At 53.4% G+C, this 22,040-nt stretch carries 25 protein-coding genes; 16 read left to right on the top strand and 9 right to left on the bottom strand.

Annotation, left to right across the window (positions count from 1 at the left end; all coding sequences use genetic code 11):
- The first annotated feature begins 124 nt into the window (after positions 1–124).
- From H8S02_RS10410 to H8S02_RS10400, 3 genes are all read left to right on the top strand, one after another.
- Positions 125–1,102, top strand: coding sequence for an alpha/beta hydrolase (locus tag H8S02_RS10410; RefSeq protein ID WP_243166501.1), 978 nt, complete (start codon positions 125–127; stop codon positions 1,100–1,102).
- 600 nt (positions 1,103–1,702) lie between these two features.
- Complete coding sequence (locus tag H8S02_RS10405) at positions 1,703–2,830, top strand: aminotransferase (RefSeq protein ID WP_186970453.1); 1,128 nt, start codon at positions 1,703–1,705, stop codon at positions 2,828–2,830.
- Positions 2,831–2,848: 18 nt separating this feature from the next.
- Positions 2,849–3,832 carry an ornithine cyclodeaminase family protein gene (locus H8S02_RS10400; protein WP_186970452.1) on the top strand — a complete coding sequence of 328 codons (984 nt, stop codon included), beginning with the start codon at positions 2,849–2,851 and terminating at the stop codon, positions 3,830–3,832.
- Between the two features lie 106 nt (positions 3,833–3,938).
- On the opposite strand, the gene H8S02_RS12845 is transcribed toward H8S02_RS10400, so the two are convergent.
- From H8S02_RS12845 to H8S02_RS10385, 3 genes are all read right to left on the bottom strand, one after another.
- A complete protein-coding gene (locus H8S02_RS12845; protein WP_407926405.1) occupies positions 3,939–4,139 on the bottom strand; it encodes a helix-turn-helix domain-containing protein in 201 nt (66 codons plus the stop codon).
- Between the two features lie 332 nt (positions 4,140–4,471).
- Positions 4,472–4,633 carry a CGGC domain-containing protein gene (locus tag H8S02_RS10390; protein ID WP_186970450.1) on the bottom strand — a complete coding sequence of 54 codons (162 nt, stop codon included), beginning with the start codon at positions 4,631–4,633 and terminating at the stop codon, positions 4,472–4,474.
- Between the two features lie 26 nt (positions 4,634–4,659).
- Positions 4,660–5,103 carry an Rrf2 family transcriptional regulator gene (locus H8S02_RS10385; protein ID WP_186970449.1) on the bottom strand — a complete coding sequence of 148 codons (444 nt, stop codon included), beginning with the start codon at positions 5,101–5,103 and terminating at the stop codon, positions 4,660–4,662.
- A 126-nt stretch (positions 5,104–5,229) separates the two neighbouring features.
- On the opposite strand from H8S02_RS10385, the gene H8S02_RS10380 reads away from it, so the two are divergent.
- The 3 genes from H8S02_RS10380 (at position 5,230) to H8S02_RS10370 (ending at position 7,774) form a co-directional block, all read left to right on the top strand.
- Positions 5,230–6,219 (top strand): SIR2 family NAD-dependent protein deacylase, encoded by a 990-nt coding sequence (locus H8S02_RS10380; RefSeq protein WP_186970448.1) that lies wholly within the window; start codon positions 5,230–5,232, stop codon positions 6,217–6,219.
- A complete protein-coding gene (locus H8S02_RS10375; RefSeq protein WP_186970447.1) occupies positions 6,212–7,048 on the top strand; it encodes an SIR2 family NAD-dependent protein deacylase in 837 nt (278 codons plus the stop codon). Before H8S02_RS10380 ends, H8S02_RS10375 begins: the two co-directional genes overlap by 8 nt.
- Before the next feature lie 162 nt (positions 7,049–7,210).
- A complete protein-coding gene (locus H8S02_RS10370) occupies positions 7,211–7,774 on the top strand; it encodes a DNA-3-methyladenine glycosylase I (protein ID WP_186970446.1) in 564 nt (187 codons plus the stop codon).
- An 81-nt stretch (positions 7,775–7,855) separates the two neighbouring features.
- Here H8S02_RS10370 and H8S02_RS10365 read toward each other — a convergent pair whose 3' ends face one another.
- Positions 7,856–8,209 carry a winged helix-turn-helix transcriptional regulator gene (locus H8S02_RS10365; protein ID WP_055218319.1) on the bottom strand — a complete coding sequence of 118 codons (354 nt, stop codon included), beginning with the start codon at positions 8,207–8,209 and terminating at the stop codon, positions 7,856–7,858.
- Between the two features lie 154 nt (positions 8,210–8,363).
- Between H8S02_RS10365 and H8S02_RS10360 the strand changes: the two genes are divergently transcribed.
- The 6 genes from H8S02_RS10360 to H8S02_RS10335 all read left to right on the top strand — a co-directional run bounded on the left by H8S02_RS10360 (position 8,364) and on the right by H8S02_RS10335 (position 13,149).
- On the top strand, positions 8,364–8,867 hold the full coding sequence (locus H8S02_RS10360; protein ID WP_186970445.1) for a flavin reductase family protein: 504 nt from the start codon (positions 8,364–8,366) through the stop codon (positions 8,865–8,867).
- 28 nt (positions 8,868–8,895) lie between these two features.
- On the top strand, positions 8,896–9,585 hold the full coding sequence (locus tag H8S02_RS10355) for a radical SAM mobile pair protein A (protein ID WP_186970444.1): 690 nt from the start codon (positions 8,896–8,898) through the stop codon (positions 9,583–9,585).
- Positions 9,573–10,490, top strand: a complete 918-nt coding sequence (locus H8S02_RS10350; RefSeq protein WP_186970443.1) for a radical SAM mobile pair protein B — start codon at positions 9,573–9,575, stop codon at positions 10,488–10,490. The genes H8S02_RS10355 and H8S02_RS10350 overlap by 13 nt, the downstream gene beginning before the upstream one ends.
- Before the next feature lie 309 nt (positions 10,491–10,799).
- Complete coding sequence (gene mnmA / locus H8S02_RS10345) at positions 10,800–11,906, top strand: tRNA 2-thiouridine(34) synthase MnmA (RefSeq protein WP_243166495.1); 1,107 nt, start codon at positions 10,800–10,802, stop codon at positions 11,904–11,906.
- Entirely contained in the window at positions 11,903–12,283 is a 381-nt protein-coding gene (locus tag H8S02_RS10340) for a hypothetical protein (RefSeq protein WP_118686422.1), read from the top strand. The genes mnmA and H8S02_RS10340 overlap by 4 nt, the downstream gene beginning before the upstream one ends.
- A gap of 29 nt (positions 12,284–12,312) precedes the next feature.
- Positions 12,313–13,149 (top strand): hypothetical protein, encoded by an 837-nt coding sequence (locus H8S02_RS10335; protein WP_186970442.1) that lies wholly within the window; start codon positions 12,313–12,315, stop codon positions 13,147–13,149.
- 49 nt (positions 13,150–13,198) lie between these two features.
- Here the strand turns inward: H8S02_RS10335 and H8S02_RS10330 are convergent, their stop codons facing one another.
- A complete protein-coding gene (locus tag H8S02_RS10330) occupies positions 13,199–13,798 on the bottom strand; it encodes a DUF4367 domain-containing protein (protein WP_186970441.1) in 600 nt (199 codons plus the stop codon).
- Positions 13,791–14,360 carry an RNA polymerase sigma factor gene (locus tag H8S02_RS10325; protein ID WP_186970440.1) on the bottom strand — a complete coding sequence of 190 codons (570 nt, stop codon included), beginning with the start codon at positions 14,358–14,360 and terminating at the stop codon, positions 13,791–13,793. The genes H8S02_RS10330 and H8S02_RS10325 overlap by 8 nt, the downstream gene beginning before the upstream one ends.
- Before the next feature lie 254 nt (positions 14,361–14,614).
- Here H8S02_RS10325 and H8S02_RS10320 point away from each other — a divergent pair, with 254 nt between their 5' ends.
- Both H8S02_RS10320 and H8S02_RS10315 read left to right on the top strand, forming a co-directional pair.
- Positions 14,615–15,511, top strand: a complete 897-nt coding sequence (locus H8S02_RS10320; RefSeq protein WP_186970439.1) for a copper amine oxidase N-terminal domain-containing protein — start codon at positions 14,615–14,617, stop codon at positions 15,509–15,511.
- A 69-nt stretch (positions 15,512–15,580) separates the two neighbouring features.
- Positions 15,581–15,991 (top strand): peptide deformylase, encoded by a 411-nt coding sequence (locus H8S02_RS10315; RefSeq protein WP_186970438.1) that lies wholly within the window; start codon positions 15,581–15,583, stop codon positions 15,989–15,991.
- A gap of 310 nt (positions 15,992–16,301) precedes the next feature.
- Here the strand turns inward: H8S02_RS10315 and H8S02_RS10310 are convergent, their stop codons facing one another.
- Positions 16,302–16,640, bottom strand: a complete 339-nt coding sequence (locus H8S02_RS10310; protein ID WP_186970437.1) for a histidine triad nucleotide-binding protein — start codon at positions 16,638–16,640, stop codon at positions 16,302–16,304.
- 72 nt (positions 16,641–16,712) lie between these two features.
- Positions 16,713–19,340 carry an alanine--tRNA ligase gene (alaS, locus tag H8S02_RS10305; RefSeq protein WP_186970436.1) on the bottom strand — a complete coding sequence of 876 codons (2,628 nt, stop codon included), beginning with the start codon at positions 19,338–19,340 and terminating at the stop codon, positions 16,713–16,715.
- Between the two features lie 43 nt (positions 19,341–19,383).
- Here alaS and H8S02_RS10300 point away from each other — a divergent pair, with 43 nt between their 5' ends.
- The gene (locus H8S02_RS10300) at positions 19,384–19,617 is read left to right on the top strand and encodes a hypothetical protein (RefSeq protein WP_186970435.1); all 234 of its coding nucleotides are present in this window, start codon (positions 19,384–19,386) and stop codon (positions 19,615–19,617) included.
- Positions 19,618–19,810: 193 nt separating this feature from the next.
- Entirely contained in the window at positions 19,811–20,530 is a 720-nt protein-coding gene (locus H8S02_RS10295) for a peptidoglycan recognition protein family protein (RefSeq protein ID WP_186970434.1), read from the top strand.
- Here the strand turns inward: H8S02_RS10295 and ung are convergent, their stop codons facing one another.
- Positions 20,531–21,205, bottom strand: a complete 675-nt coding sequence (gene ung / locus H8S02_RS10290) for a uracil-DNA glycosylase (RefSeq protein ID WP_186970433.1) — start codon at positions 21,203–21,205, stop codon at positions 20,531–20,533.
- Positions 21,206–22,040: the final 835 nt, after the last annotated feature.

Below are 22,040 nucleotides of genomic sequence, written 5' to 3'. Positions count from 1 at the left end.
GCCTTGCGGCTCAACTGGAGGTCCAAGAACTTGACCCTGCTGTCCTACAGCTATTGTATCACGGGCACCTCAAAGCCTGCTGATACCTGAAACTATTTACTTTTAACTTATTATACGAGGAGGTCTGAATATGGAAAAACTGAATTTAACACAGGAATGGGATAAGGTGTTCCCGAAAAGCGACAAGGTGGATCACAAGAAAGTAACCTTTCACAACCGCTACGGCATCACACTGGCGGCGGATATGTACACGCCGAGGGGCACAGAGGGCAAGCTGCCCGCCATTGCCGTCAGCGGTCCGTTTGGCGCGGTAAAGGAGCAGTCCTCCGGTCTGTACGCGCAGAAAATGGCGGAGCTTGGCTTCTTGACGATTGCCTTCGACCCGTCCTACACCGGCGAGAGCGGTGGTACACCCCGCTATGTCGCTTCGCCGGACATCAATACCGAGGATTTCTGCGCAGCGGTAGACTTCCTTTCCGTGCAGGAGAACGTTGACCCGGAGCGCATCGGTATCATCGGTATCTGTGGCTGGGGCGGTATGGCGCTCAATGCCGCTGCCATTGACACCCGCATCAAAGCGACCGCTGCTATGACCATGTACGACATGACCCGTGTAACGGCCAACGGATATTTTGATGCTGAGGATTCTGAGCAGGCACGCTTTGAGAAGAAAAAAGCCATGAATGCACAGCGCACTGTAGATTACAAAAACGGCGCCTATGCGCTGGCGGGCGGTGTGGTCGATCCGCTGCCGGAGGACGCACCGCAGTTTGTAAAGGACTATTATGCCTACTACAAAACGCCACGTGGCTATCACTCCCGCAGCCTGAACTCCAATAACGGCTGGAATGTGACCTCCTCGCTGTCGTTCCTGAATATGCCGATTTTGCACTACAGCAGCGAAATCCGCTCTGCCGTGCTGCTGGTACACGGGGAAAAGGCGCACTCCCGCTATTTCAGCGAAACAGCGTACAGCAAGCTGACCGGCGATAACAAGGAATTGCTCATTATCCCCGGTGCAAATCACACTGACCTTTACGATCAGATGGACATCATTCCGTTTGAAAAGCTCAACGCATTCTTTACGGAGTATTTGAGATAAAGCGGCATATTATGTGTTTCTGCGTAAGCATCTGGAGAAAGGCGTATATCAAGTTTCTGCTGTTTCTGCATCGGATGTGGCGTATATCAAGTTTCTGCTGTTTCTGCATCGGATGTACTGAAACAAAATATTTAAGCCATTGAAGAATCGGAATTTGTCTACGATACGTGTAGGTTTGTCAATGATGTGTTACCCATAAGGAAAAGCATTTAGGAAGTAGTCCGGAGATTTCCGGTTAAGTGGCCGGATAGAAAAATGATTGTAAGTGCGTTCTCGGACGGCAAGTTGCCGTTTGAAGTCCTGTGCCTTGGTGTGTATGGCTTGATCAGCTTGTAACGAATATTAAGCTGCTCTAAGCTGTTTTCTAAGAGCGTTGGCTTGGAATTTTTAGTACCAAAGTTCGGGAAATCGTCTTGACAATGTGCAGCTTGTGTAGTATTATAAAGGAACTTGAATACTGAAACCCTCTCCACCACCGGGTGGAGGCTAAAGGGCACACAGAGTTTTTCCGTAGGTACGGCATGGTTTACCATGTTATAAGGAAAAGCTCTGTGTGCCCTTTTCTTTTTTATCATGTACCATTACAAGGAGGAAAAAGCAATGAAAATCAAGCCGTTTGCCGTAGAAGAATGGATGAACGCCTGGGAGGTCGGCGCCAAGTATAACATCGCTGAAACATGTGTGGACTCCATCAGTATGAATGAGCTATTCGAGCTGACAGGGGAAGATAAGACGGAATTTTTGAATCGTTTGTGCGCACGCCGTCTGAGCTACGGCGATATTGAGGGTTTGCCAGAATTCCGTAAAGGTGTTTGCGGCCTTTACAAAACGCTGAACATTGAAAATATTGTGCCGACCCATGGGGCATCCGGAGCAAACCATCATGTATTCTATTCGCTGATCTCTCCCGGTGATCGTGTAGTGAGCATCATGCCGACATATCAGCAGCTTTATTCCATCCCGGAATCCTATGGAGCAGATGTTCAGATCCTTCATCTGAGTAAGGAAAACAATTATTTGCCGGACTTAGAAAAACTGCGCCGTTTGGTGACACCTGAAACAAAAATGATCTGCATCAATAACCCTAACAATCCTACGGGTGCGCTGATGTCTGAGCAGATGCTCCGGGAGATCGTGGAGATTGCGCGTTCCGCAGATGCCTGGATTTTGTGCGATGAGGTCTATCGTCACCTTTCACAGGAAGATGACTGGTGTCCTTCCATTGTGGATCTGTATGAAAAGGGCATTTCGGTGAGCAGTATGTCAAAGGTTTTTTCTCTGGCTGGTCTTCGGCTTGGCTGGATTGCAACGCACGATATGAGCGTTGTAAAGAGCTGCCTTTCTCATCGGGATTATAATCTTGTGAGCTGCGGTGTATTCGATGAAATGCTGGCAGCAGCTGCGCTGAAGCACAGCGATAAGCTGCTGGAACGCAGCCGAAAGATCGTCCGGGAGAATTTGCAGATTCTGGACAATTGGGTCAGCAGTGAGCCTCATGTCAGCTATGTAAAGCCGAAAGCCGGCACTACGGCATTGGTTTATTATGATCTGGACATTCCTTCCTACGAATTCTGCGAAGAAATGTACAAGAAGACCGGCGCGTTTGTGACTCCCGGCGACTGCTTTGAAGTGCCGCACAGTATGCGCATCGGTTATGCCTACGGAAAGCAGGATCTGATCGATGGCCTCAAGGCCATCAGCGAGTATATTGCAATGAAAACCCGGTAAAAGAAAGGAGAACTCCCGATGAATATTCCCTATATTTCCGCAGAAGAAGTTCGAAAAAATCTTTCGATGGAAGATGCGATCCAATGCACAGAGAATGTTTATAAGCTGAAAAGTCAAGACAAAACCGTTGTATGGCCTACCATTTTCTATGAATTCGACCCCGGCCATGCAGATATGGATATTAAATCCGGTTATCTGCCGGAACAGCATATTTTCGGCCACAAGACGGTTGCGTTCATGGAAGCAAATGTGCAAAAAGGCCTGCCGGATCTTGTGGGTCTGATTGCCGTGTTCAGCTCGGAAACCGGTATGCCGCTTGGCCTTGTGGACGGCTCCTCTGTGACCGGAATGCGCACTGGTGCGGCAGGAGCCATTGGTGCAAAATATCTGGCCAGAAAGAATTCCCGGAACGCTTTGATTGTCGGCACCGGCAATCAGGCACCTTTCCAGATTGCTGCGTTGCTGAAGGCGTTTCCCGCGCTGGAAACGATCCGGATCGCCAATCCGCATAACGCAGGACATGCTGCTGCATTTGCGTCGAAGATTCGCGCAATGCTGCAAACCGATTTTGCAATTGAGGCAGCCTCGGTAACCTTCGAAGGAGTTTCTGATTTGCAAGAAGCCGTATCCGACAGCGACATTATCATCACAATCACGCCTTCCCACACCCCGCTGATTCAAAAAGAATGGGTCAAACCCGGCACACATTTTTCCTGCATTGGTGCAGATATGGCGGGCAAAGAAGAAATTGATTCCCAAATTTTTGAGAATGCCATTGTTTTTGTAGACGACCTCGAACACTGCAGGGACGCCGGAGAAATTGAGATTCCCCTGAAGCAGGGCACATTGTCTGAAGATCGAATCTGTGGAGAGCTTGGTGATCTCATTCTTGGAAAGGCTGCGGGTCGTAAAAGCGATACCGACATCACGGTGTTTGATTCTACTGGCATGGCACTTTTGGATCTTGCCGTGGCAGATTTCCTGCTCAAGAAAAATAGGTGAGAATGGGAAGAAGATGGAGCAACCCTGGGAGGATAAGTGATGAGCAATGTTCTGCTTTTTATGTTTGTGTTAGGTTTTACTGGCAGCAGCCTACCAGAAAATCCCATTACAGTGTTTTGCTAAAGAAATCCGATGGAGCTATACCCTGGATTGTTCTGTATTCTCTGGGTGACATTTTGACGATAGACTGAAAAGCGCTTGAAAACTTTCCCTGGGTTTGGTAGCCTGCCTGGGAAGCAATATCCGCGATCGTGTCATTTGTTTCCCGTAATAATTTCATAGCCTGACGCACTCGAAATTCCTTCATATAGGTGGCGATAGGCTGGCCGTAGACTGCCTTGAATATCTCCTTTAGAGTGGAGCAAAAATATGCTCTAAATCGGAACAGGACGGGATTGCGGATGGCTTTCCGGAGCAAAATCGATCCCGTAACTGGTCTGCCTCCACGCCGGCATTCCTTAAAACTTCCGGGCAAATGGAAGAGAGCTGTTTCAGATCCACGGAAATGGAAATTCCCTCTGAATATCCAAGGGGAAACATCATGGCGGAGTCCGCGCAGCAGGCCATACTGTGTGCTGTCACATCACCTGTACCTAAATAGACGGCAGTACCGCCTTGCATATTCCAACGAAGTCTATCTTACCATAGGCCGGAGGGAAAAGAAACTTTACTGATGAAGCCCACTAACTGAATATCATCCGCTCCCATAAAAGCGCCTTTTCTCTCTCGGATTGTCCGAAAATCCCGGCTTCCGGGGCAGTAGTCCTCTGTCTGCATACAACGAATAATGCCAAGCTTCATATTGGTTTCTTCCTTAAATCAATCTGTCATAAACCCTGCAAGAGCATCCCTTCTAACTTCATGTGATATTGTTCCAGCACATCTTTCAGCGTGATTTCCTGCATTCTTTGTTCCGCTGTTTTTTGAATGTCCAAGTAAAAATCCCGCAGCACCAGTTGGATATTTACACCCACGCCACAGGCAGGATTGGTGTGGATGTCCTGATGGAGCAGGGGCTTGTTGCCCTCTACTGCCCGATAGGCATCCAGCAGAGTGATTTTCTCCGGATCACGAGCCAGAGCAGGTCGGGGATGTCCCTTCACGCTGACCAGCAGTCCACCCTTCCGCAGGGCGGACATGAGCTGGCGCACATAGGCAGGATTCGTCTGAATGCTCTCTGCCAGCTTGTTACTGGTCAGGTCGCAGTCTGGGTACAGAGCGATAAAAGCCAGAATATGAACAGCATCGCTAAGGCGGGTGGGATATTTCATGGCCTGATCTCCTTTTTGTTTTGGTGTTATTTTTATTATAACAACATATTGACAGTAGTGCAAGAGGGTGCTAAAATGATTTGAAGTAAGAATAAAAATAACACCCATTCGAAAGGAATGGTGAAAATGAACTTCTATGATGATCTGGTCATGCAGGCCCAGATGAATTATTCCAGGCACTATCCTATCTATGCTTCCGGCAGTACGCCTTATCAGCTGACTGACAAAAAGCCGGTGCCGTACAGCGAACAGATCCATCGTTTGGTACAGGAGGTAAAGGAAGCTGACTGTGTGGTAGTGGGCGGGGCCTCCGGCCTGTCCGCTGCCGGTGGTGGAGATTTTTACTACGAGGACAGCGACTCCTACCGCAAATACTTCCGCCCTTTTGCCGAGAAGTATCACTTCAAAGGTGCTTTTGCAGGGATGATGCACCCCTGGAAGACAAGGGAAGAGTATTGGGGGTATCTCGCCACCTTCCTTCACACCACCCAGACCGCACCTGTGCGTCATTCCTATTTGGATTTAGACACTTTGCTGAAAGGCAAGGACTTCTTCATCCTCACCACTAACCAGGATACCCAGTTTGTCAAACTCTACCCGGAGGAGAAGGTGGCGGAGGTCCAGGGGGATCACCGCTTCTTCCAGTGTGCCGCCTGTTGTACCGATGACACTTGGGATGCGGTAAAGCCGGTGGCTGATATGGTAGCCGCTATGGGGGATGGCACGAAGATTCCCACGGATCTCATTCCCCGATGTCCCCACTGCGGCGGTGAGGCATTCCCCTGGGTGCGAGGATATGGGAATTTCCTGCAAGGAAAGAAATATGAAGAACAGTATGAAAAAATTTCTCGCTACGTACTGGAACACAAAGACAGCAAAATTCTGTTCCTGGAGTTGGGCGTGGGCCGCATGACTCCCATGTTTATTCAAGAACCTTTCTGGAACCTGACCCTCAGCTTTCCCCATGCTCGATATATTGCTGTCAACAACAAGTATGACTTCCTGCCAAAGCAGTTGGAGGACAAGGGCATGACCATTGTGGCCGACATCGGGAAGGTACTGCAAGATGCACGATTCGTTATGGCGGAGAACGAGGAGGTTACGGGCCATGCCTGATCTCAAACCTATCGCAGTAAAAATCAAAGAAGCGGACGCTATCCTGATCGGGGCCAGTAACGGCCTGTCCATCACCGAAGGACTGCATTTGTTTGCAGATAATGCAGCCTTTGATGAATTGTTTGGAGATATTAAACAAAAATACGGCTTACATTGTATTTTGCAGGGCATGATGGCCGGATGGCCTAGCGAGGAGGAAAAATGGGCCTTCTGGGCCCGGCTCATCCATCATTACTGCGGGCAGTACCAGCCTACGCCGGTGATGAACGATTTGAAGGCCATTGTGGGAGAGAAAGATTACTTTGTCGTCACATCAAACGGAGAAGGTCACTTTGAACTGTGTGGCTTTGATCCGACGAAAATCTATGAAATCGAGGGCAACTGGTTTACGATGCAGTGTGCCCGCCCCTGCCACGACACCCTCTATTCAAGTTTAGAGGTGGCCGAAAAATTATCGGCTGCTGAACAGGGCGGACATATGCCTACAGAGTTGGTGCCGCGCTGTCCCAAGTGCGGAGGTCCCATGGACATCCACATGGGCGCGGGTCAGAGAATGATTCCGGATACCGCTGCCCAGGCACGGTTCCAAAACTTTCTGAAAACCTACCACGGAAAGAAAATGGTGGTTCTGGAGCTGGGCATTGGCTGGCGCAATCAGCTGATCAAGGCTCCGATGATGCGCCTGGTGGCCGGCGAGCCAAACGCCACTTATGTGACCATCAATCTGGGGGAGATCTACATTGCGGACAATATCAAAGAGAAGTCCTTCGGACTGGACGGGCGGCTGAATGAGCTGTTGCCTGCTCTCCGGGAGGCTTGCGAGGCATGACGATTCCGGAGCAGGTTCAAAATGACTATACGAATGCAGCGGGTGTCCGAAGGATAAATGGTACAGCCCGCCGACACTTGGCTCAATGATGATAGGGTTGGTGTGTTTGTATGTCCGGACGGCATCCGGCCTGTTATTTTTCTCTTGGAGGCGGAGTAAGGAATGCAATGGAAAGATAGAAAAATCCGATGCCATTGGGTGAACCCGGCTAATACCACTTATCTGCGATACCATGACGAGGAATGGGGCAGACCGGTCCACGATGACCATATACTGTTTGAAATGTTGATTTTGGAGAATTTTCAGGCAGGTCTCACCTGGGAATGTGTCTTAAATAAACGGGAAGCGTTTCGCCGTGCTTTTGACGGGTTCGATTTGCGGAAAGTGGCATCTTATAGCGAAGAAAAATTGACGGCTCTGCAAGCTGACTCTGGAATCATCCGTAACCGGCTGAAAATACGAGCCGCAGTGGTCAACGCACAAGTGTTTCAAAAGATACAGCAAGAGTGGGGCAGTTTTGACCGATACTTATGGCATTGGACAGATGAAAAAATCATTCAAGAAGTAGACAAGGTCAGCTCTCCATTATCTGATGCCATCTCAAAAGACTTGAAAAAACGGGGCATGAAGTTTGTGGGGACCATAATTATCTATGCCTATTTGCAGGCGGTGGGAGTTATCAACTCTCATGAATCAGGTTGCTTCCTGAATCCTTTGCAGCCGTAGAGAATGCAAAAAAGCCGGGAAGTTGACCCCAATTGTCAATGCCTCCCGGCTATTATCATGCAGATATTAATATAGTTAGAATCATGGTATATATTTCATTCCCCATTGAGAAATGGCGTAAAAGACCGGCAGCAGGTCACGACCTTTCTCAGTAAGGAAATATTCCACCCGCAAGGGCATCTCGTTGTATTGGATTCGCTGTATCAAATCATCGGCTTCCAACTCTTTGAGGGCATTTGTCAGCGCCGTATTTGTAATTGGCTTTAGCATCTTTTTCAGTTCCCCAAACCGCATGGGGCACTTGATGCACAGTTCATAGAGAATTTGGAGTTTCCATTTGCCCTGCAGCATTTGAACCACCGGCGTGACCGGGCAGTTTCCCTCGCCGGTTAGAATGACACTGCCAACCTTTTCTTTGAATTCTTCATAAGTCATAATTGGATCGTTCCTCGTCTTTTACGGTATATTTTTTGATACCAGGTATAAATAATTTGCGTACTTGAACAAAAATTGCTATCAGATATAATAAATATATCACGGGTTGACCATGCAGTCAACGACTGAAATTTCTTAGAAAGGTCTGAATTTTATGAAAGAACTGAACATTATGGAGGCTACTGTTCTGACCTCTCCCAATCCGCTGACACTGATCTGCTCTAAAAAGGAGGATGGTTCTACGAACCTGGCTCCCATTTGCTTTGTGTCTTACCTCTCCTTCAATCCGCCTATGGTGGGCTTCGCCACTGGCAAACAGTCCCACACCGGTAAGCAGGTACGAGAGACCGGCAAAGTCATCGTCACTGTTCCCGGTGAGAGTCTGGCTGGCGCAGTAATGGCCTGCGGAGCGTCTACCGGTGCCGAGACCGACAAGGTGGCCGCCAACAACATCGAGATGATGGCTGTGGAGGGCAGCGACATCCAGATTCCGGCGGACACCCGGCTGGCGATGGTAGCTACCTTGCAGCAGTCGGTGGAGGTGGGCGACCATATCCTGCACATCTGTCAGGTGGACAAGTTCCTGGGCGATGAGGACAAGAAGGGCCTGTATGCCTGGAACGGCTTCGGGAAAGCTGCACCTGCGGCAGAAGGCTAAATCTTAAAACGGTAAGGAGGCATCAGCGGTGGCTGTTTGTATTAAAGACTGTATTCAAAACATGAATCTGGTGATCGGCTGTACGATCGGCTGCAGCTACTGCTACGCCAGAAACAATGTTCGTCGGTTTCACATGATCGACGACTTTGAAAAGCCGGAGTTTTTTCCAAATAAGCTGCGGCTGATGGAGAAAAAGCGCCCACAGAATTTTCTGCTCACCGGCATGAGCGATTTTTCCCACTGGAAGCCAGAGTGGCGGGAACAGATATTTGACAAGATGACTGAAAACCCACAGCATCAGTATCTGTTCTTGACTAAGAGACCGGAGGGCATCGTCTTTTCCACCCCATTAGACAACGCTTGGTTTGGTGTAACTGTTACCTCCAGTAAAGAGAAAAACCGTATCCGGACTTTGCGGGAGCATATCCATGGCGGACATTATCATGTGACCTTTGAACCGATGTTTGATGATGTTGGCATGGTAGACCTTACCGGAATTGAGTGGATCGTCATTGGGACTGAGACCGGACATAGGAAGGGCAAAGCTGTATCGAAACAGGAATGGGTGTGGAACCTGACACATCAGGCCCATGCGCTTGGTATCCCTGTATTTATGAAGGAAGATCTGCTTCCTATCATGGGAGAGGCACATATGGTACAAGAATTTCCCCCGGCTTTTTACCGGGTATTGGAGGAACAGAAGACATGGCAGAAGTAAAAGAGAGCAGCATTTTGATTCAGGATGTAGAAACCAAAAATATTATGACAAAATCCACCCTGCCGGTGGGAGGCTATTCCGTCAATCCTTATGTGGGCTGTACCCATGGCTGCAAATACTGCTACGCCTCGTTTATGAAGCGATTTACCGGGCACACCGAACCGTGGGGTACATTCCTGGATGTGAAACATTGGCCGGCAATCAAAAATCCGCAAAAGTACAAAGGGCAGCGCGTAGTCATCGGTTCAGTGACCGATGGCTATCTGCCCCAGGAGGCTCAGTTTCAGAACACCCGGAAGCTTCTTGAACAGCTCCGGGGCAGTGAGGCAGAAATTCTCATCTGTACCAAGTCAGACTTGGTAATCCGTGACATCGACCTCCTGAAAGAACTGGGAAAGGTCACGGTTTCCTGGTCGATCAATACGCTGGACGAGGATTTCAAAAACGATATGGACGATGCCGTCAGCATCAAGCGACGGCTGGATGCCATGAAGCAGATCTATGATGCGGGCATTCGCACCGTCTGCTTTATTGCCCCTGTCTTTCCGGGTATCACGGATTTTGAGGCTATCTTCCATCAGGTCAGAAATCAATGCGACCTGATATGGTTAGAAAATCTAAACCTGCGAGGCGGATTCAAAAAAGACATCATGGACTATATTTGTAAAAAATATCCTGACTTGGTTCCGCTGTACGACGCTATCTACAACAAGGGAGACAGAAGCTACTTCCGTGGTTTGGAGGATCAAGCGAAACGGCTGGCACAAGAAAACAGCTGTCCCTTCGTGGACAACGAGCTGCCCTACGGACGAGCAGAGCCTGGGCACCCGGTCATTGTGAATTACTTTTACCATGAGGAAGTGCGTGGCTCGGAAAACAGCGGGCGACGCAACCCCAAAAAATAATTTGTGAAATAAATGGGTTCTGACATGGAGCTGTGCTTCAATGTCAGGACCTTTTTTAGCACTGTTTACCCATTCAGAAGTTTTCTTAGCCTGACTTCTTACACCAGGGAAGAAACAGTCTCCCGGCAGGCCATTCTCAGTGACGAAAGAAAATCGCGGAAAGTGTTCCGGTTGCCCTTATCAGGGCACTGGAATGTGCCGATAAAAGCTGCATTTTGCCAAAGTGACCTCCAAGGGAAAGAATAGTTGTAATTTTACCGTCTGTATGTTAAAATAATAGAATTACAAGACTCCCGGGAGGGAAAAATTATGAAGGAAAAGAGTGCGCTCATCGCAATGAGCGGCGGCGTCGACAGCTCGTGCGCGGCCTTTCTCATGCGAGAGCAAGGCTACGAATGCATGGGCACGACCATGCGTCTTTATCGCAACGAGGATCTTGGTGCGTGCAATTTCCGTACCTGCTGTTCGGAAAAGGACATCGAGGACGCGAGCGAGGTCGCGTTTCAGCTCGACATTCCGTATGAGGTGCTTGATTTTACTGCGGATTTTCAGGATAAGATCATCGAAAAGTTCATCCGCACCTATGAGGAGGGCGGCACGCCCAATCCCTGCATCGACTGCAATCGTTTCATGAAATTCGATAAGCTGCTCGATTTTGCGTTCGCGCACGAGTTAAACTACATCGTGACCGGACACTATGCGCGCATTGAGCGCGATGAGAACACCGGCCGGTATATCCTGAAAAAAGGCGTGGACGAGGGCAAGGATCAGAGTTATGTCCTCTACAACCTCACGCAGCATCAGCTCGCGCACACGATCTTTCCGCTCGGCGCATACAGCAAGACACAGATACGCGAGATGGCGGAAAAGCAGAGCTTCTGCAACGCGCGCAAGCACGACAGTCAGGACATCTGTTTCGTGCCCGACGGCGATTACGTCGGCTTCATGGAGCAGTACACCGGAAAACGCTATCCGTCCGGCGATTTTATTGACGAAAACGGAAAAAAGATCGGCACGCACGCCGGCGCGGTGCGCTACACCATCGGTCAGCGCCGCGGTCTGGGTCTGCCGATGGGCGACCGCGTTTACGTTTGCGCGAAGGACATGGAAAAGAATACCGTGACCGTCGGGCCGGTGGAGTCGCTGTTCGCGACGCGCGTCATCGTCCGCGACATGAACTGGATTTCCGTTCCCGGACTGACGGGCGAAATGCGCGTCAAGGCAAAGCTGCGCTACCGGCAGAAGGAACAGCCGGTCGTGGTCTCGCCGCTGGACGGCGGCCGCATCCTGCTGACGTTCGACGAGCCGCAGCGCGGGCCGGCGATCGGTCAGGCAGCGGTGCTGTACGACGGTGATACGGTCGTTGGCGGCGGTACGATCTGCGGCGTGCCGAAGGATGGGGAGGTCTGCCGATGAGCTGCTGCGGCGGTAACTGCGCCGGCTGCCCGGGCGGCGGCTGCTCCGGCTGCGCAGGGAAGGGTGGCGCGATCACGCTCCATCCGGCCGAGATCGACATCCTGCGCGAGCTGGCAGTCTGTCCGTTCCTGCCCGTCGGCCTGAACTCGCGGACCGGCGAACCGTTCTGTCTGGAATTTCCGGACATGGATGAGAAAATTGTGCCGCTGGCGCTTTCTGTGCTTGAAAAGCGCGGTTTTATCCGCGTCGATTACGATATTCCGCTCGCAGGCTTTGCCTATGAGGGCTATGAAGTCTGCTTTCGAAGGGGAAGTCTTGCCCTTACCGCCAAAGGACAGGACGTGATTGAGAGACTGGCGGTTCAGGGCGTAAACTGACCCTGTTCAACAGCTGAGAAAGGTAAAATATGTTCCATAAAACAAAAGGAAAAAAACCGCCGACACCGGCTGAGATCCGGCAGCGTGTGCGCCGCCGGATGACGCTGCGCGGCGTGCTGGCGTTTTTTGTCGTGCTGACTATGATCCGTGCGGCGTTCATGCACCGCTTCGAGAACATTTTCGTCTGCGTTCTCGCGCTCATACTGCTCGCGCTGCCGTCGATCATCGAAAAACAGCTCGCCATCGATATCCCGCCCCTCATGGAGGGCATTATCTACTGCTTCATCTACGCGGCGGAAATCCTCGGTGAGATCAACTCTTTTTACACGATCATTCCCGGCTGGGACACCATGCTGCATACGATCAACGGCTTTCTGGTCGCGGCGGTCGGCTTCTGTCTGGTCGATCTGTTCAACCGAAGCGAGCGCTTCACCTTCCGTCTGTCGCCGCTTTTCCTGGCGCTTGTCGCGTTCTGCTTTTCCATGACGGTCGGCGTGCTGTGGGAGTTCTTCGAGTTCACCTGCGATCAGGTGATGCACACCGATATGCAGAAGGACTATGTTGTTCATGAGATCAATTCGGTCTCGCTCAATCCGGACGGTCTGAATACGCCGATTCATGTGCCGATCGAGAGCGTTATCGTCAACGACGAGGACTGGACCGAGGAGCTTGGCGGCTATCTCGACATTGGTCTTATCGACACGATGAAGGATCTTCAGGTCAACTGCATCGGTGCGATCGCGTTTTCTGTGATCGGATTTTTCTATGTAAAGCATCGCGGCAAGGGCAAGGTCGCCGCCGCGTTCATTCCCGTGGTTCTGAATGAGCCGGGGGCAGAGAAAGAAAACGATAAAGAAAAACAATGACAATAGCAAACCCCCGGGGAACATTCCCCGGGGATTTGCTCTGTAAGGACTATTTTACGCTTTCGATCATCGCGCACAGCTCATCGTCGCTGAGCTTTTCGGTCGTGATGAGAGCAAAGCTGTAATCGCCGTCTGTCCACTCGACGATATATCCGGTCGAGTCCTCGTAGAGCGCAGCGTCCTTCGCGGTAAGCGTGCGCTTTTCGCCGGCCGGATAAATGCCGTCGAATGCGCTCTCGCCCTCGCCCATATAGTAGCAGATGCTGTTCTCGCCCTTTTCGTAGTGGACAGTCGCCGTGCCGAACGAGTCAGCCGCGCCGGTGCACGCATAGCCGCCCGGCAGTTCCATCGGGAGACGAAGCGTGAACGGCAGATTTTCCGCAAGCTCTGCGGTCGTGCCGTACTCGACGACCTCGCCCGTCGCACTCGGCGGCAGTGCCTGCACCGGATCGTCCTGCGGCTGGCGGTTCAGCAGGGAAGCGCCGCAGATGACGACCGCAAGGCAGGCCGCGAGTGCGCCGTAACGGCGCAGCGGCACGGTATTGCGCGTGGATTTCGGCTGTTTTCCGGCGTCGAGCGCCGCGTGCGCCCGAACGAGCATATCCGGCGTGACATTGATATGCTCCATCAGTCGATTGTATTTATTCATCGAAATCATACGCCTCCTTCAGCCTGTCGCGCAGCATCGCGCGGGCGCGTGTCAGACGGGAACGGATGGTCGATGGGCGCGTCTGCAAAATGGACGCGATCTCTTCGGTCGAGCAGCTCTCGTGGTAGAACAGATGGATCGGCTCGCGGTAGCTCGGCGGCAGCTCGCGCACCGCATCCCACACAAAGCTCAGATCCTCGTCCTCGGGGCAGGGACAGCTCTCGTCGATGGCTTCCGTGCGGCGGAACCACGCGGAGCCGAGCCTGTTCTTGCTCGCGTTGACAGCAACGCGCAGCAGCCACGCCTTTTCGTGCTGCTCGCTCTCGAACACCGGCTTCGTGCTGAAATATTGCAGAAATGTGTCCTGCATGACGTCCTCCGCATCACTTCTGTTGTGGAGATAGGCGTAGGCTGCGCGAAAGACCGCGTTGCCGTAGCGCTCGAACAGCCGGGTCAGCTCGGCATGCGTCTCGCATGCGGCGCGGCCCTCGCGGAGCGAAGCGGCGAAGCACAGGATGCGCCGCCACAGGCTGCCCCTTCGGGGTGATACAGCTTGATACATGAAATTCACCTCATCGAATTTTTCGTTTCTATCCTTAATACAGCTGAGAGACGCAAAATGCTGCAAATTTTTTTGATTTTCTTTGCAGCAATTTCCCTAAGCCGATTGTATCTATGGCGAAGGCGGAAAATACGGTCAAAAAATTTTCTCAAAAAAATTTATGTTCCGTGCAGCATTTCCGCTCCCTCACTTGTATCTATGGCGAAGGACAAAAACAGTCGCCCGAAAGGGCGCATATGAAAGGACGATTTATTATGAAAAAGACGATTTCTCTTATGCTCGCACTGGCCTCTATCAGCTCGATGGGCGTATCCGCGATGGCGGCGAACGACACGGGCGAGCCGATGGTCATCGCACCGGCGCCGTCGGTCGTTGCGACCGCGCAGCGTCAGTTTGTCGTGAACGGCAAGGCGATGCAGCTCGACAGCTACACGACCGAGAACGGCACGCTCATGGTGCCGTTCCGCGCGCTCGCCGAGGCTCTTGGCTTTAAGGTAACATGGAATAACGGCGAAGTCAATATCAACGACGGCGAAATGCAGTGCGACCTGCGCATCGGCGAGGAGAATTACTTCGTTTATACCGCCATCAAGGATGTGATCGGCATGTCTGCACCGTTCACGCTCGGCTCCGCGCCGGTGCTCAAGAACGACAAGACCTATGTACCGGTCAAGCTGTTCGTGCCGCTCTTCGGTAACAACGATGCGGCGGTTCAGATCACGGACACGACCGTTACCATTGATAAGGACGCCGAGTCCGGCGATTCCACGGAAATCCCCAATCCGCCGACCAAGCATAAGGACATCGCTTCGCTCGAAACGGCGATCGGCTTCAAGCTGATCTGCCCGACCCTGCCGGACGGCTACAAGGCGGACAGCTTCATCGACATTTCGGGTGAAGTCGCTGAGGTAAACTACACGAACGGCGCGGATACGGTCCGCTTCCGCATGAAAAAAGGCGACGAGGCCGACATCAGCGGCAACTATAACGTCTATGCTGTCAAGAAAACGCTGACCGCAGGCGATACTACGGTTAATGCTGAGGGCAATGAGAGCATCAGCAAGGCAACCTGGACGAAGAGCGGCTTTGCGTTCTCGCTGACATCGGAAAAGGGCCTGACCGACGCAGCTGTCATCGCGGCCGTCAAGTAAAGCTGCGCACTTGACATCCGGCCCCGCGCGCTTTATCATAAAGGATAAAGTAACTTGCGGGAGGCAGCTATGGTACGGGAAATCATGAAGGACGAGGTGTTCCTCGCGGAGGCGTCGGAAAAGGCGACGGCGGAGGACACGGAGATCGCGCGCGATCTGCTGGAGACGCTCGAAGCACACAAGGCAGGCTGCGTCGGCATGGCGGCGAATATGATCGGCGTGCACAAACGAATCATCGCGTTCGATAATGAGGGCAGCTATATGGTGATGTTCAACCCCGAGATCGTCAAAAAATCGGGCGCATACGAGACTGAGGAAGGCTGCCTTTCGCTCACGGGCACGCGGAAAACCCGCCGCTGGCAGTCGATCAAGGTGCAGTATCAGAACGAGAAAATGCAGATACGGCTCAAGACCTTCACCGGCTGGACCGCGCAGATCATCCAGCATGAAATCGATCACTGCAACGGCATCATCATATAAAAGGAAATGAAAAAAGCAGAAGAAAATGAAAAGGCACGCCAAAGGCGTGCCTTTTCGCGCCCTTCGGGCGCAGTCTCCTGCCGAATTTTGCCTTCGGCAAAACAGGCAGGACAGGCGCTCCGCAGAGCGCCGCATAAAAATCTCCAAGAAAGTCGGGGCGTGTACCTGACTTTCTTACCTCTGCCCGCGCCGTGGCGGCGCGGCCTCGTCCGCCGTGCGGACGAGAGGGGGTTATCGCCCCTGGTTTCTCCGGAACCGGGGGCGTATCTAAGGGGGACAGCGTCCCCCTTAGAAAGCGCGTCCGCGCACCTTAGCCCGGCGGCCAGGTCATATCACGGCCGGAGAGCACGTGAAAATGCAGGTGGAATACGCTCTGACCCGCCTGTTCTCCGATGTTGGAGACCACGCGGAAGCTGTCCATGCCCTTTTCCTTTGCAACTCGGGCAATGACCTCAAAGCAGTGCGCAACGATAGCACTGTTGGTCTCGTCTACCGCAGCGACAGACTTGATGTGCTGCTTCGGGATGACGAGAAAGTGGGTCGGCGCCTGCGGATCAATGTCGTTGAAGGCGTAGCAGATATCATCCTCATACACCTTGCTCGACGGGATCTCGCCGGCTGCGATTTTACAGAACAGACAATCCTCCATAGATGATCGCTCCTTTCTGAAAGTTCGGCATTGCCGCAGAAAAGCCTGCGGCAATGCCTGTTGATTTATGCCTTAGAGCAGCGCGTCAACGATGTTGTTGACCGCCTCGAGTGCTTCCTCGAGCTTTGCCGGATTCTTGCCGCCGGCAGTTGCGCTGTCCGGACGGCCGCCGCCGCCGCCGCCAACGATCTTCGCGACTTCCTTGATGATCTTGCCGGCGTGTGCGCCCTTCTTGACGGCCTCAGCGCCGCAGACGCAGAGCAGGCTGACCTTGTCGCCGTTTACAGCGGACAGAACAGCTACCATGTTGTCCTTCTTGCCCTTGATGTCGTCGCCCATCGTGCGCAGCATCTCCGGGGAGGCATCATCCAGCTTGGTCGCAACGACTTCAACACCCTTGACATCGCGCGAAACGTTGAACAGATCGACCATCTGCATCGCAGCGACCTTTGCGCCCATCTTTTCGAGCTTCTTGTTCAGGGCGCGCATATCGTTGATCTGCTGCTCGACCTTGACGACAAGCTCGTTCGGGTTGGTCTTGAGGGCGGCAGCCGCCTCGTTCAGAACAGCCTGACGCTCGTTCATCATCTGGAGGACAGCCTTGCCGGTAACGGCCTCGATACGGCGGACGCCGGCAGCAACGGAAGCCTCGCCGATGATCTTGAGCGAGCCGGCCTTTGCGGTGTTGTCGAGGTGAGTACCGCCGCACAGCTCGATGGAGTCGCCGGCCTGTACCACGCGGACGGTCTGGCCGTACTTCTCGCCGAACAGCGCCATAGCACCCTTCTTCTTTGCCTCGTCGATGGACATTTCCTCGGTAATGACCGGGCTGCCTGCCAGAATGGCATCGTTTACGAGCTCCTCGACCTTCGCCAGCTCCTCGGGAGTCAGCGCGGCGAAGTGGGTGAAGTCAAAGCGGATGTGATCGTTTGCGGTGTAGGAGCCTGCCTGCTCAACGTGGTCGCCAAGAACCTTGCGGAGCGCTTTCTGAAGCAGGTGGGTGGAGGTGTGCGCACGGCAGATCGCCTGACGGTAAGCCGCATCGACAGAAGCGGTAACCTCGTCCTCAACGGAGAGCTCGCCCTCGGTGACAACACCGATGTGCATATACTTGCCGTCCTTGGTCTTCTGAACGTCGGAAACGGTCATTGCGCCGTTCTTGCCGGTGATAACGCCGTGGTCGCCGATCTGGCCGCCCATTTCTGCATAAAACGGGGTGCGGTCGAGCACAACGGTGATCTTCTCTCCCTTGGCGGCCGCGCCGGAAACCTCGCCCTCGTTTACGATGGCAAGGATCTTTGCGGACTCCTCAAGGGTGTCGTAGCCGTCGAATGCGGTCTTGATGGACTTGTCGAGACCGAGATCCTCGCTCTGCCAGCCGAGGTCGCCCATCTTCTTGCGGTCCTCACGGGCACGCTCGCGCTGCTCGTTCATCAGGCGGTCGAATTCCTCGCGGCTGGTGGTCATGCCATGCTCCTCGAGAACCTCGAGCGTCAGGTCGATCGGGAAGCCGTAGGTGTCGTACAGCTGGAATGCGTCGGCGGCGGACAGCTCCTTGCCGTCGGAAGCCGCGATCTTGTCGTTCAGGATAGCAAGACCGCTGTCGATGGTCTTGTTGAAGCTTGCTTCCTCGTTCTCGATGACCTTGTGGATATACTTCTGCTTCTCGACCAGCTCGGGATAAGCGCCGCCGGACTCCTTGATAACGGTGGAGGCGACGTCGGACATGAACGGCTTGTCGATGCCGAGCAGCTTGCCGTGACGAACGGCGCGGCGCAGCAGGCGGCGCAGAACGTAGCCGCGGCCCTCGTTGGACGGGATAACGCCGTCGCAGATCATCATAACGGTGGAGCGGATGTGATCGGTGATAACGCGCAGGGAAATATCGGTCTTGTCGCTCTCGCCGTAGTGCTTGCCGGCGATCTCGGAAACCTTGTTCGTGATGTTGCGCACGGTATCAACGTCGAACAGGGAGCCGACGCCCTGTACTACGCAGGCCAGACGCTCGAGGCCCATGCCGGTATCGATGTTCTTCTGCTTCAGCTCGGTGTAGTTGCCGTTGCCGTCGTTGTCGAACTGGGAGAATACGTTGTTCCAGACCTCCATGTAGCGGTCGCAGTCGCAGCCGACGGTGCAGCCCGGCTTGCCGCAGCCGAACTCGGGGCCGCGGTCGTAGTAGATCTCAGAGCACGGACCGCACGGACCGGAGCCATGCTCCCAGAAGTTGTCCTCCTTGCCGAAGCGGAAGATGCGCTCGGGCGCGATGCCGATCTCCTTGTTCCAGATCTCGAACGCCTCGTCGTCGTCAACGTAGATGGACGGGTACAGGCGGTCCGGGTCGATGCCGACCCAGTCCGGGCTCGTCAGAAACTCCCAGCTCCAGTGGATCGCTTCGCGCTTGAAGTAATCGCCGAAGGAGAAGTTGCCCAGCATCTCGAAGAAGGTGCCGTGGCGCGCGGTCTTGCCGACGTTTTCGATGTCGCCGGTGCGGATGCACTTCTGGCAGGTGGTGACGCGGTGGCGCGGCGGCTCCTGCTCGCCGGTGAAATACGGCTTCATCGGCGCCATGCCGGAGTTGATGAGCAGAAGCGACGGGTCGTTCTGCGGGATGAGCGAAAAGCTCGGCAGGCGAAGATGACCCTTGGTCTCGAAGAAACTGAGGTACATCTCGCGCAGCTCATTTAAGCCTCTGTACTGCATAGGATTTATTCCTCCAAAAATGAATTAACGAAACTGAAAATGTATGAAAAACAAAAAAAGCCTCCGCCCGAATGTCAAGGGCGAAAGCATGCTTCCACGGTACCACCTTGATCTGCGCGCAGCAGCGCCGCGTGCATCTCAGCAATCCGGTATCGAGGATCAGACGGCCGGTTCAGCGCCGGCTGCTCGGAAGTGGCTGCTTTCCGCGCCGGACAAGGACTTGCACCGAATGTCCTCTCTCTATGGAACGGCGGATGGAAAACTCGTTTCCTCATAGCATTTTCGATATTGCATATCTATTATGACACCGAAATTTCGTATTGTCAACAGAAAAAACGAAAATCCGGCGTCCGAAACAGAGCTGGAAAATGAAAATTTTCCATTCCGCTTGACCGTTTGAGGTCAATTTTCGCCCCGAACCGGCATATATATGCAGGGGTATTTTCCTGCGGAAAGGAAGGAACTGAAGCATGAACACACAGTTCAAGGCGGCGCGGGCAGAAAATTACCGTGTTTCCGACCGCTCGGCGGCGGATATCCGCTATCTCGTCATCCATTTTACGGCGAACGACGGCGATACCGCGAAAAACAACGCGGATTACTTCGCAAGGGAAGCGCCGGGCGTGTCCGCGCACTTTTTCGTGGATGAGAAGGAGATCTGGCAGTCGGTGCGCGAAAAGGACATCGCGTGGCACTGCGGTACGAGAGGGATGTATTTCCATCCGTACTGCCGCAATGCGAACAGCCTCGGCATCGAGCTTTGCAGCCGAAAACAGGGCGAAAAGTATTATTTTGCGCCTGAGACCGTGAAAAACGCGCGGAATTTTGTGCGTTATCTCATGAAAAAGTACGATATTCCTCTCGCAAACGTCGTGCGGCATTATGATGTGACACACAAAAACTGCCCTGCGCCGTTCGTCGAGGACGCGGCAGCATGGCAGTCGTTCAAGGCAGGTTTGATCCAGCTCACAAAGGAGAAAAATATGACCGAAAAACAGGTAAAACAGCTGATCGCACAGGCGAAAACGGTTTACGATACCGCGGAAAGCGTCCCTGAATGGGGCAGAGGGACGGTGGATAAGCTGCTTTCGGGCGATTTTCTGCGCGGCACAGACGGGAAGCTCGCCCTCAGCGAGGAAATGCTGCGCGTGCTTGTCGTGCTCGATCGAGCGGGTGCGTTCGACCGCTGATCACGGCGTGTTGAGATCCCAGTCGATGGGCGTGAGACCGCAGCTTTTCAGATAGTCGTTGCACATGGAGAAGTGATGACAGCCGAAAAAGCCGTTGTACGCGGAGAGCGGGGAGGGGTGCGCCGCCTCGAGCACAAGATGCTGCGGCGCGGTGATGAGCCTGGCCTTGCTGCGCGCGTTGCCGCCCCAGAGCAGGAAAACGATCGGCTTTTCGTGATCGTTCAGCTTTTCGATGACATGGTCGGTGAACGTCGTCCAGCCGAGATTTTTATGGCTGTTCGCCTGTCCGGCGCGGACGGTGAGCGTGGTGTTGAGCATCAGAACGCCCTGCTTCGCCCATTTGGTGAGCGTGCCGTCCTTTGGCGGCTCGATGCCGAGGTCGCTCTTGAGCTCCTTGTAGATGTTCTGAAGGCTGGGCGGAACCTTGACGCCCGGCTGAACGGAAAAGCACAGACCGTGCGCTTGACCGGGGCCGTGGTAGGGATCCTGGCCGAGAATGACCGCCTTGACCGAGGAGTAGGGGGTCAGACGCAGTGCGTTAAAGATGTATTCCATCGGGGGATAGACGGTCTGCTCGGCGTATTCCTGCTTGAGGAAATAGCGGATGCGCTTGTAGTATTCCTGATCGAATTCACCGGCGAGGACCTCGTCCCAGTCGTTGTTAAAATGAACCATGGTAAAAATGTCTCCTGCTCTTTTTCTTTGCTTTAATGATAAAGCGGAAAGCATTGCTTGTCAAGAAAGACCGCCGCAAAGCGCCTTTTACTATACCGTCAGCAGAGGGTAAACCTTTCCGCCGATACAGCGGCTTGCCGCTGGAGGCGACTTTACGCTCAAAGTGAGCGTGGACAGTGTCCGCCTTCGGCGGCCGGGGGACGCCGTGCCCACGGCGGGGGGCAAAAGGGGGCAAGGGCACCGTATGGTTCCCTTGCCCCCTCTTGACTCCCCCAAACCCTCCTTTAAGCCGCGACGCCCTTCGGTTGCGCGGCTAAATGCGAGGGGCCCACAGGGGCGTTTGTTGCTCCAAGGGTATATCCTTGATGGAAGCGGAGCTTTTCGCAGCGCCAATCTAACGCCCTGCACTGTCTGGCCGCGCACTGTTATGCGCGGCGGATAACGCAAGTTAACCTCAGGGCATAACAGCGTTCCAAAATCTGCCCGACGCACGGAACCGAGCCCCCGTAACCCCCGTTTCGCTGCACATCTCCGATGTGTCAGCGCAAAGGAAGGTAAGGGGAGTCAAGAGGGGACAGGAAACCATGCCTGGTGTCCTGTCCCCTTTTGCCCCTGTCGGTGGGTACCGACAATCCCTCGCCGCCGAAGGCGGCCACTCTTCGCACCCTGAGATAGGGCGTTTTTCGCCTCCACCGGCTTCGCCGCTGTATCGGCGGAACCGCTTACTCTCGGCAGAGGGTGAAAATTTTCAAATTCTGCTTGACAAGGGGCGCGGTGTATGATATATTCTAACTGTACTAAGACACACAGTACAGTTAATACACCGCTTCGGCGA

Origin of the sequence: Agathobaculum hominis (assembly GCF_014288055.1) — a bacterium.
GTDB classification, from domain to species: Bacteria; Bacillota; Clostridia; order Oscillospirales; family Butyricicoccaceae; genus Agathobaculum; species Agathobaculum hominis.
Note: the sequence above shows the minus strand (reverse complement) of the source record. Positions and strands in the feature narration are given on the sequence as shown.

Coding starts and splice junctions, on each gene's coding strand:
- H8S02_RS10405 (WP_186970453.1), top strand. CDS start 1,703: ATGAAAATCAAGCCGTTTGCCGTAGAAGAATGGATGAACGCCTGGGAG.
- H8S02_RS10400 (WP_186970452.1), top strand. CDS start 2,849: ATGAATATTCCCTATATTTCCGCAGAAGAAGTTCGAAAAAATCTTTCG.
- H8S02_RS12845 (WP_407926405.1), bottom strand. CDS start 4,139: ATGAAGGAATTTCGAGTGCGTCAGGCTATGAAATTATTACGGGAAACA.
- H8S02_RS10390 (WP_186970450.1), bottom strand. CDS start 4,633: ATGAAGCTTGGCATTATTCGTTGTATGCAGACAGAGGACTACTGCCCC.
- H8S02_RS10385 (WP_186970449.1), bottom strand. CDS start 5,103: ATGAAATATCCCACCCGCCTTAGCGATGCTGTTCATATTCTGGCTTTT.
- H8S02_RS10380 (WP_186970448.1), top strand. CDS start 5,230: ATGAACTTCTATGATGATCTGGTCATGCAGGCCCAGATGAATTATTCC.
- H8S02_RS10375 (WP_186970447.1), top strand. CDS start 6,212: ATGCCTGATCTCAAACCTATCGCAGTAAAAATCAAAGAAGCGGACGCT.
- H8S02_RS10370 (WP_186970446.1), top strand. CDS start 7,211: ATGCAATGGAAAGATAGAAAAATCCGATGCCATTGGGTGAACCCGGCT.
- H8S02_RS10365 (WP_055218319.1), bottom strand. CDS start 8,209: ATGACTTATGAAGAATTCAAAGAAAAGGTTGGCAGTGTCATTCTAACC.
- H8S02_RS10360 (WP_186970445.1), top strand. CDS start 8,364: ATGAAAGAACTGAACATTATGGAGGCTACTGTTCTGACCTCTCCCAAT.
- H8S02_RS10350 (WP_186970443.1), top strand. CDS start 9,573: ATGGCAGAAGTAAAAGAGAGCAGCATTTTGATTCAGGATGTAGAAACC.
- mnmA (WP_243166495.1), top strand. CDS start 10,800: ATGAAGGAAAAGAGTGCGCTCATCGCAATGAGCGGCGGCGTCGACAGC.
- H8S02_RS10340 (WP_118686422.1), top strand. CDS start 11,903: ATGAGCTGCTGCGGCGGTAACTGCGCCGGCTGCCCGGGCGGCGGCTGC.
- H8S02_RS10335 (WP_186970442.1), top strand. CDS start 12,313: ATGTTCCATAAAACAAAAGGAAAAAAACCGCCGACACCGGCTGAGATC.
- H8S02_RS10330 (WP_186970441.1), bottom strand. CDS start 13,798: ATGAATAAATACAATCGACTGATGGAGCATATCAATGTCACGCCGGAT.
- H8S02_RS10325 (WP_186970440.1), bottom strand. CDS start 14,360: ATGTATCAAGCTGTATCACCCCGAAGGGGCAGCCTGTGGCGGCGCATC.
- H8S02_RS10320 (WP_186970439.1), top strand. CDS start 14,615: ATGAAAAAGACGATTTCTCTTATGCTCGCACTGGCCTCTATCAGCTCG.
- H8S02_RS10315 (WP_186970438.1), top strand. CDS start 15,581: ATGGTACGGGAAATCATGAAGGACGAGGTGTTCCTCGCGGAGGCGTCG.
- H8S02_RS10310 (WP_186970437.1), bottom strand. CDS start 16,640: ATGGAGGATTGTCTGTTCTGTAAAATCGCAGCCGGCGAGATCCCGTCG.
- alaS (WP_186970436.1), bottom strand. CDS start 19,340: ATGCAGTACAGAGGCTTAAATGAGCTGCGCGAGATGTACCTCAGTTTC.
- H8S02_RS10300 (WP_186970435.1), top strand. CDS start 19,384: ATGAAAAACAAAAAAAGCCTCCGCCCGAATGTCAAGGGCGAAAGCATG.
- H8S02_RS10295 (WP_186970434.1), top strand. CDS start 19,811: ATGAACACACAGTTCAAGGCGGCGCGGGCAGAAAATTACCGTGTTTCC.
- ung (WP_186970433.1), bottom strand. CDS start 21,205: ATGGTTCATTTTAACAACGACTGGGACGAGGTCCTCGCCGGTGAATTC.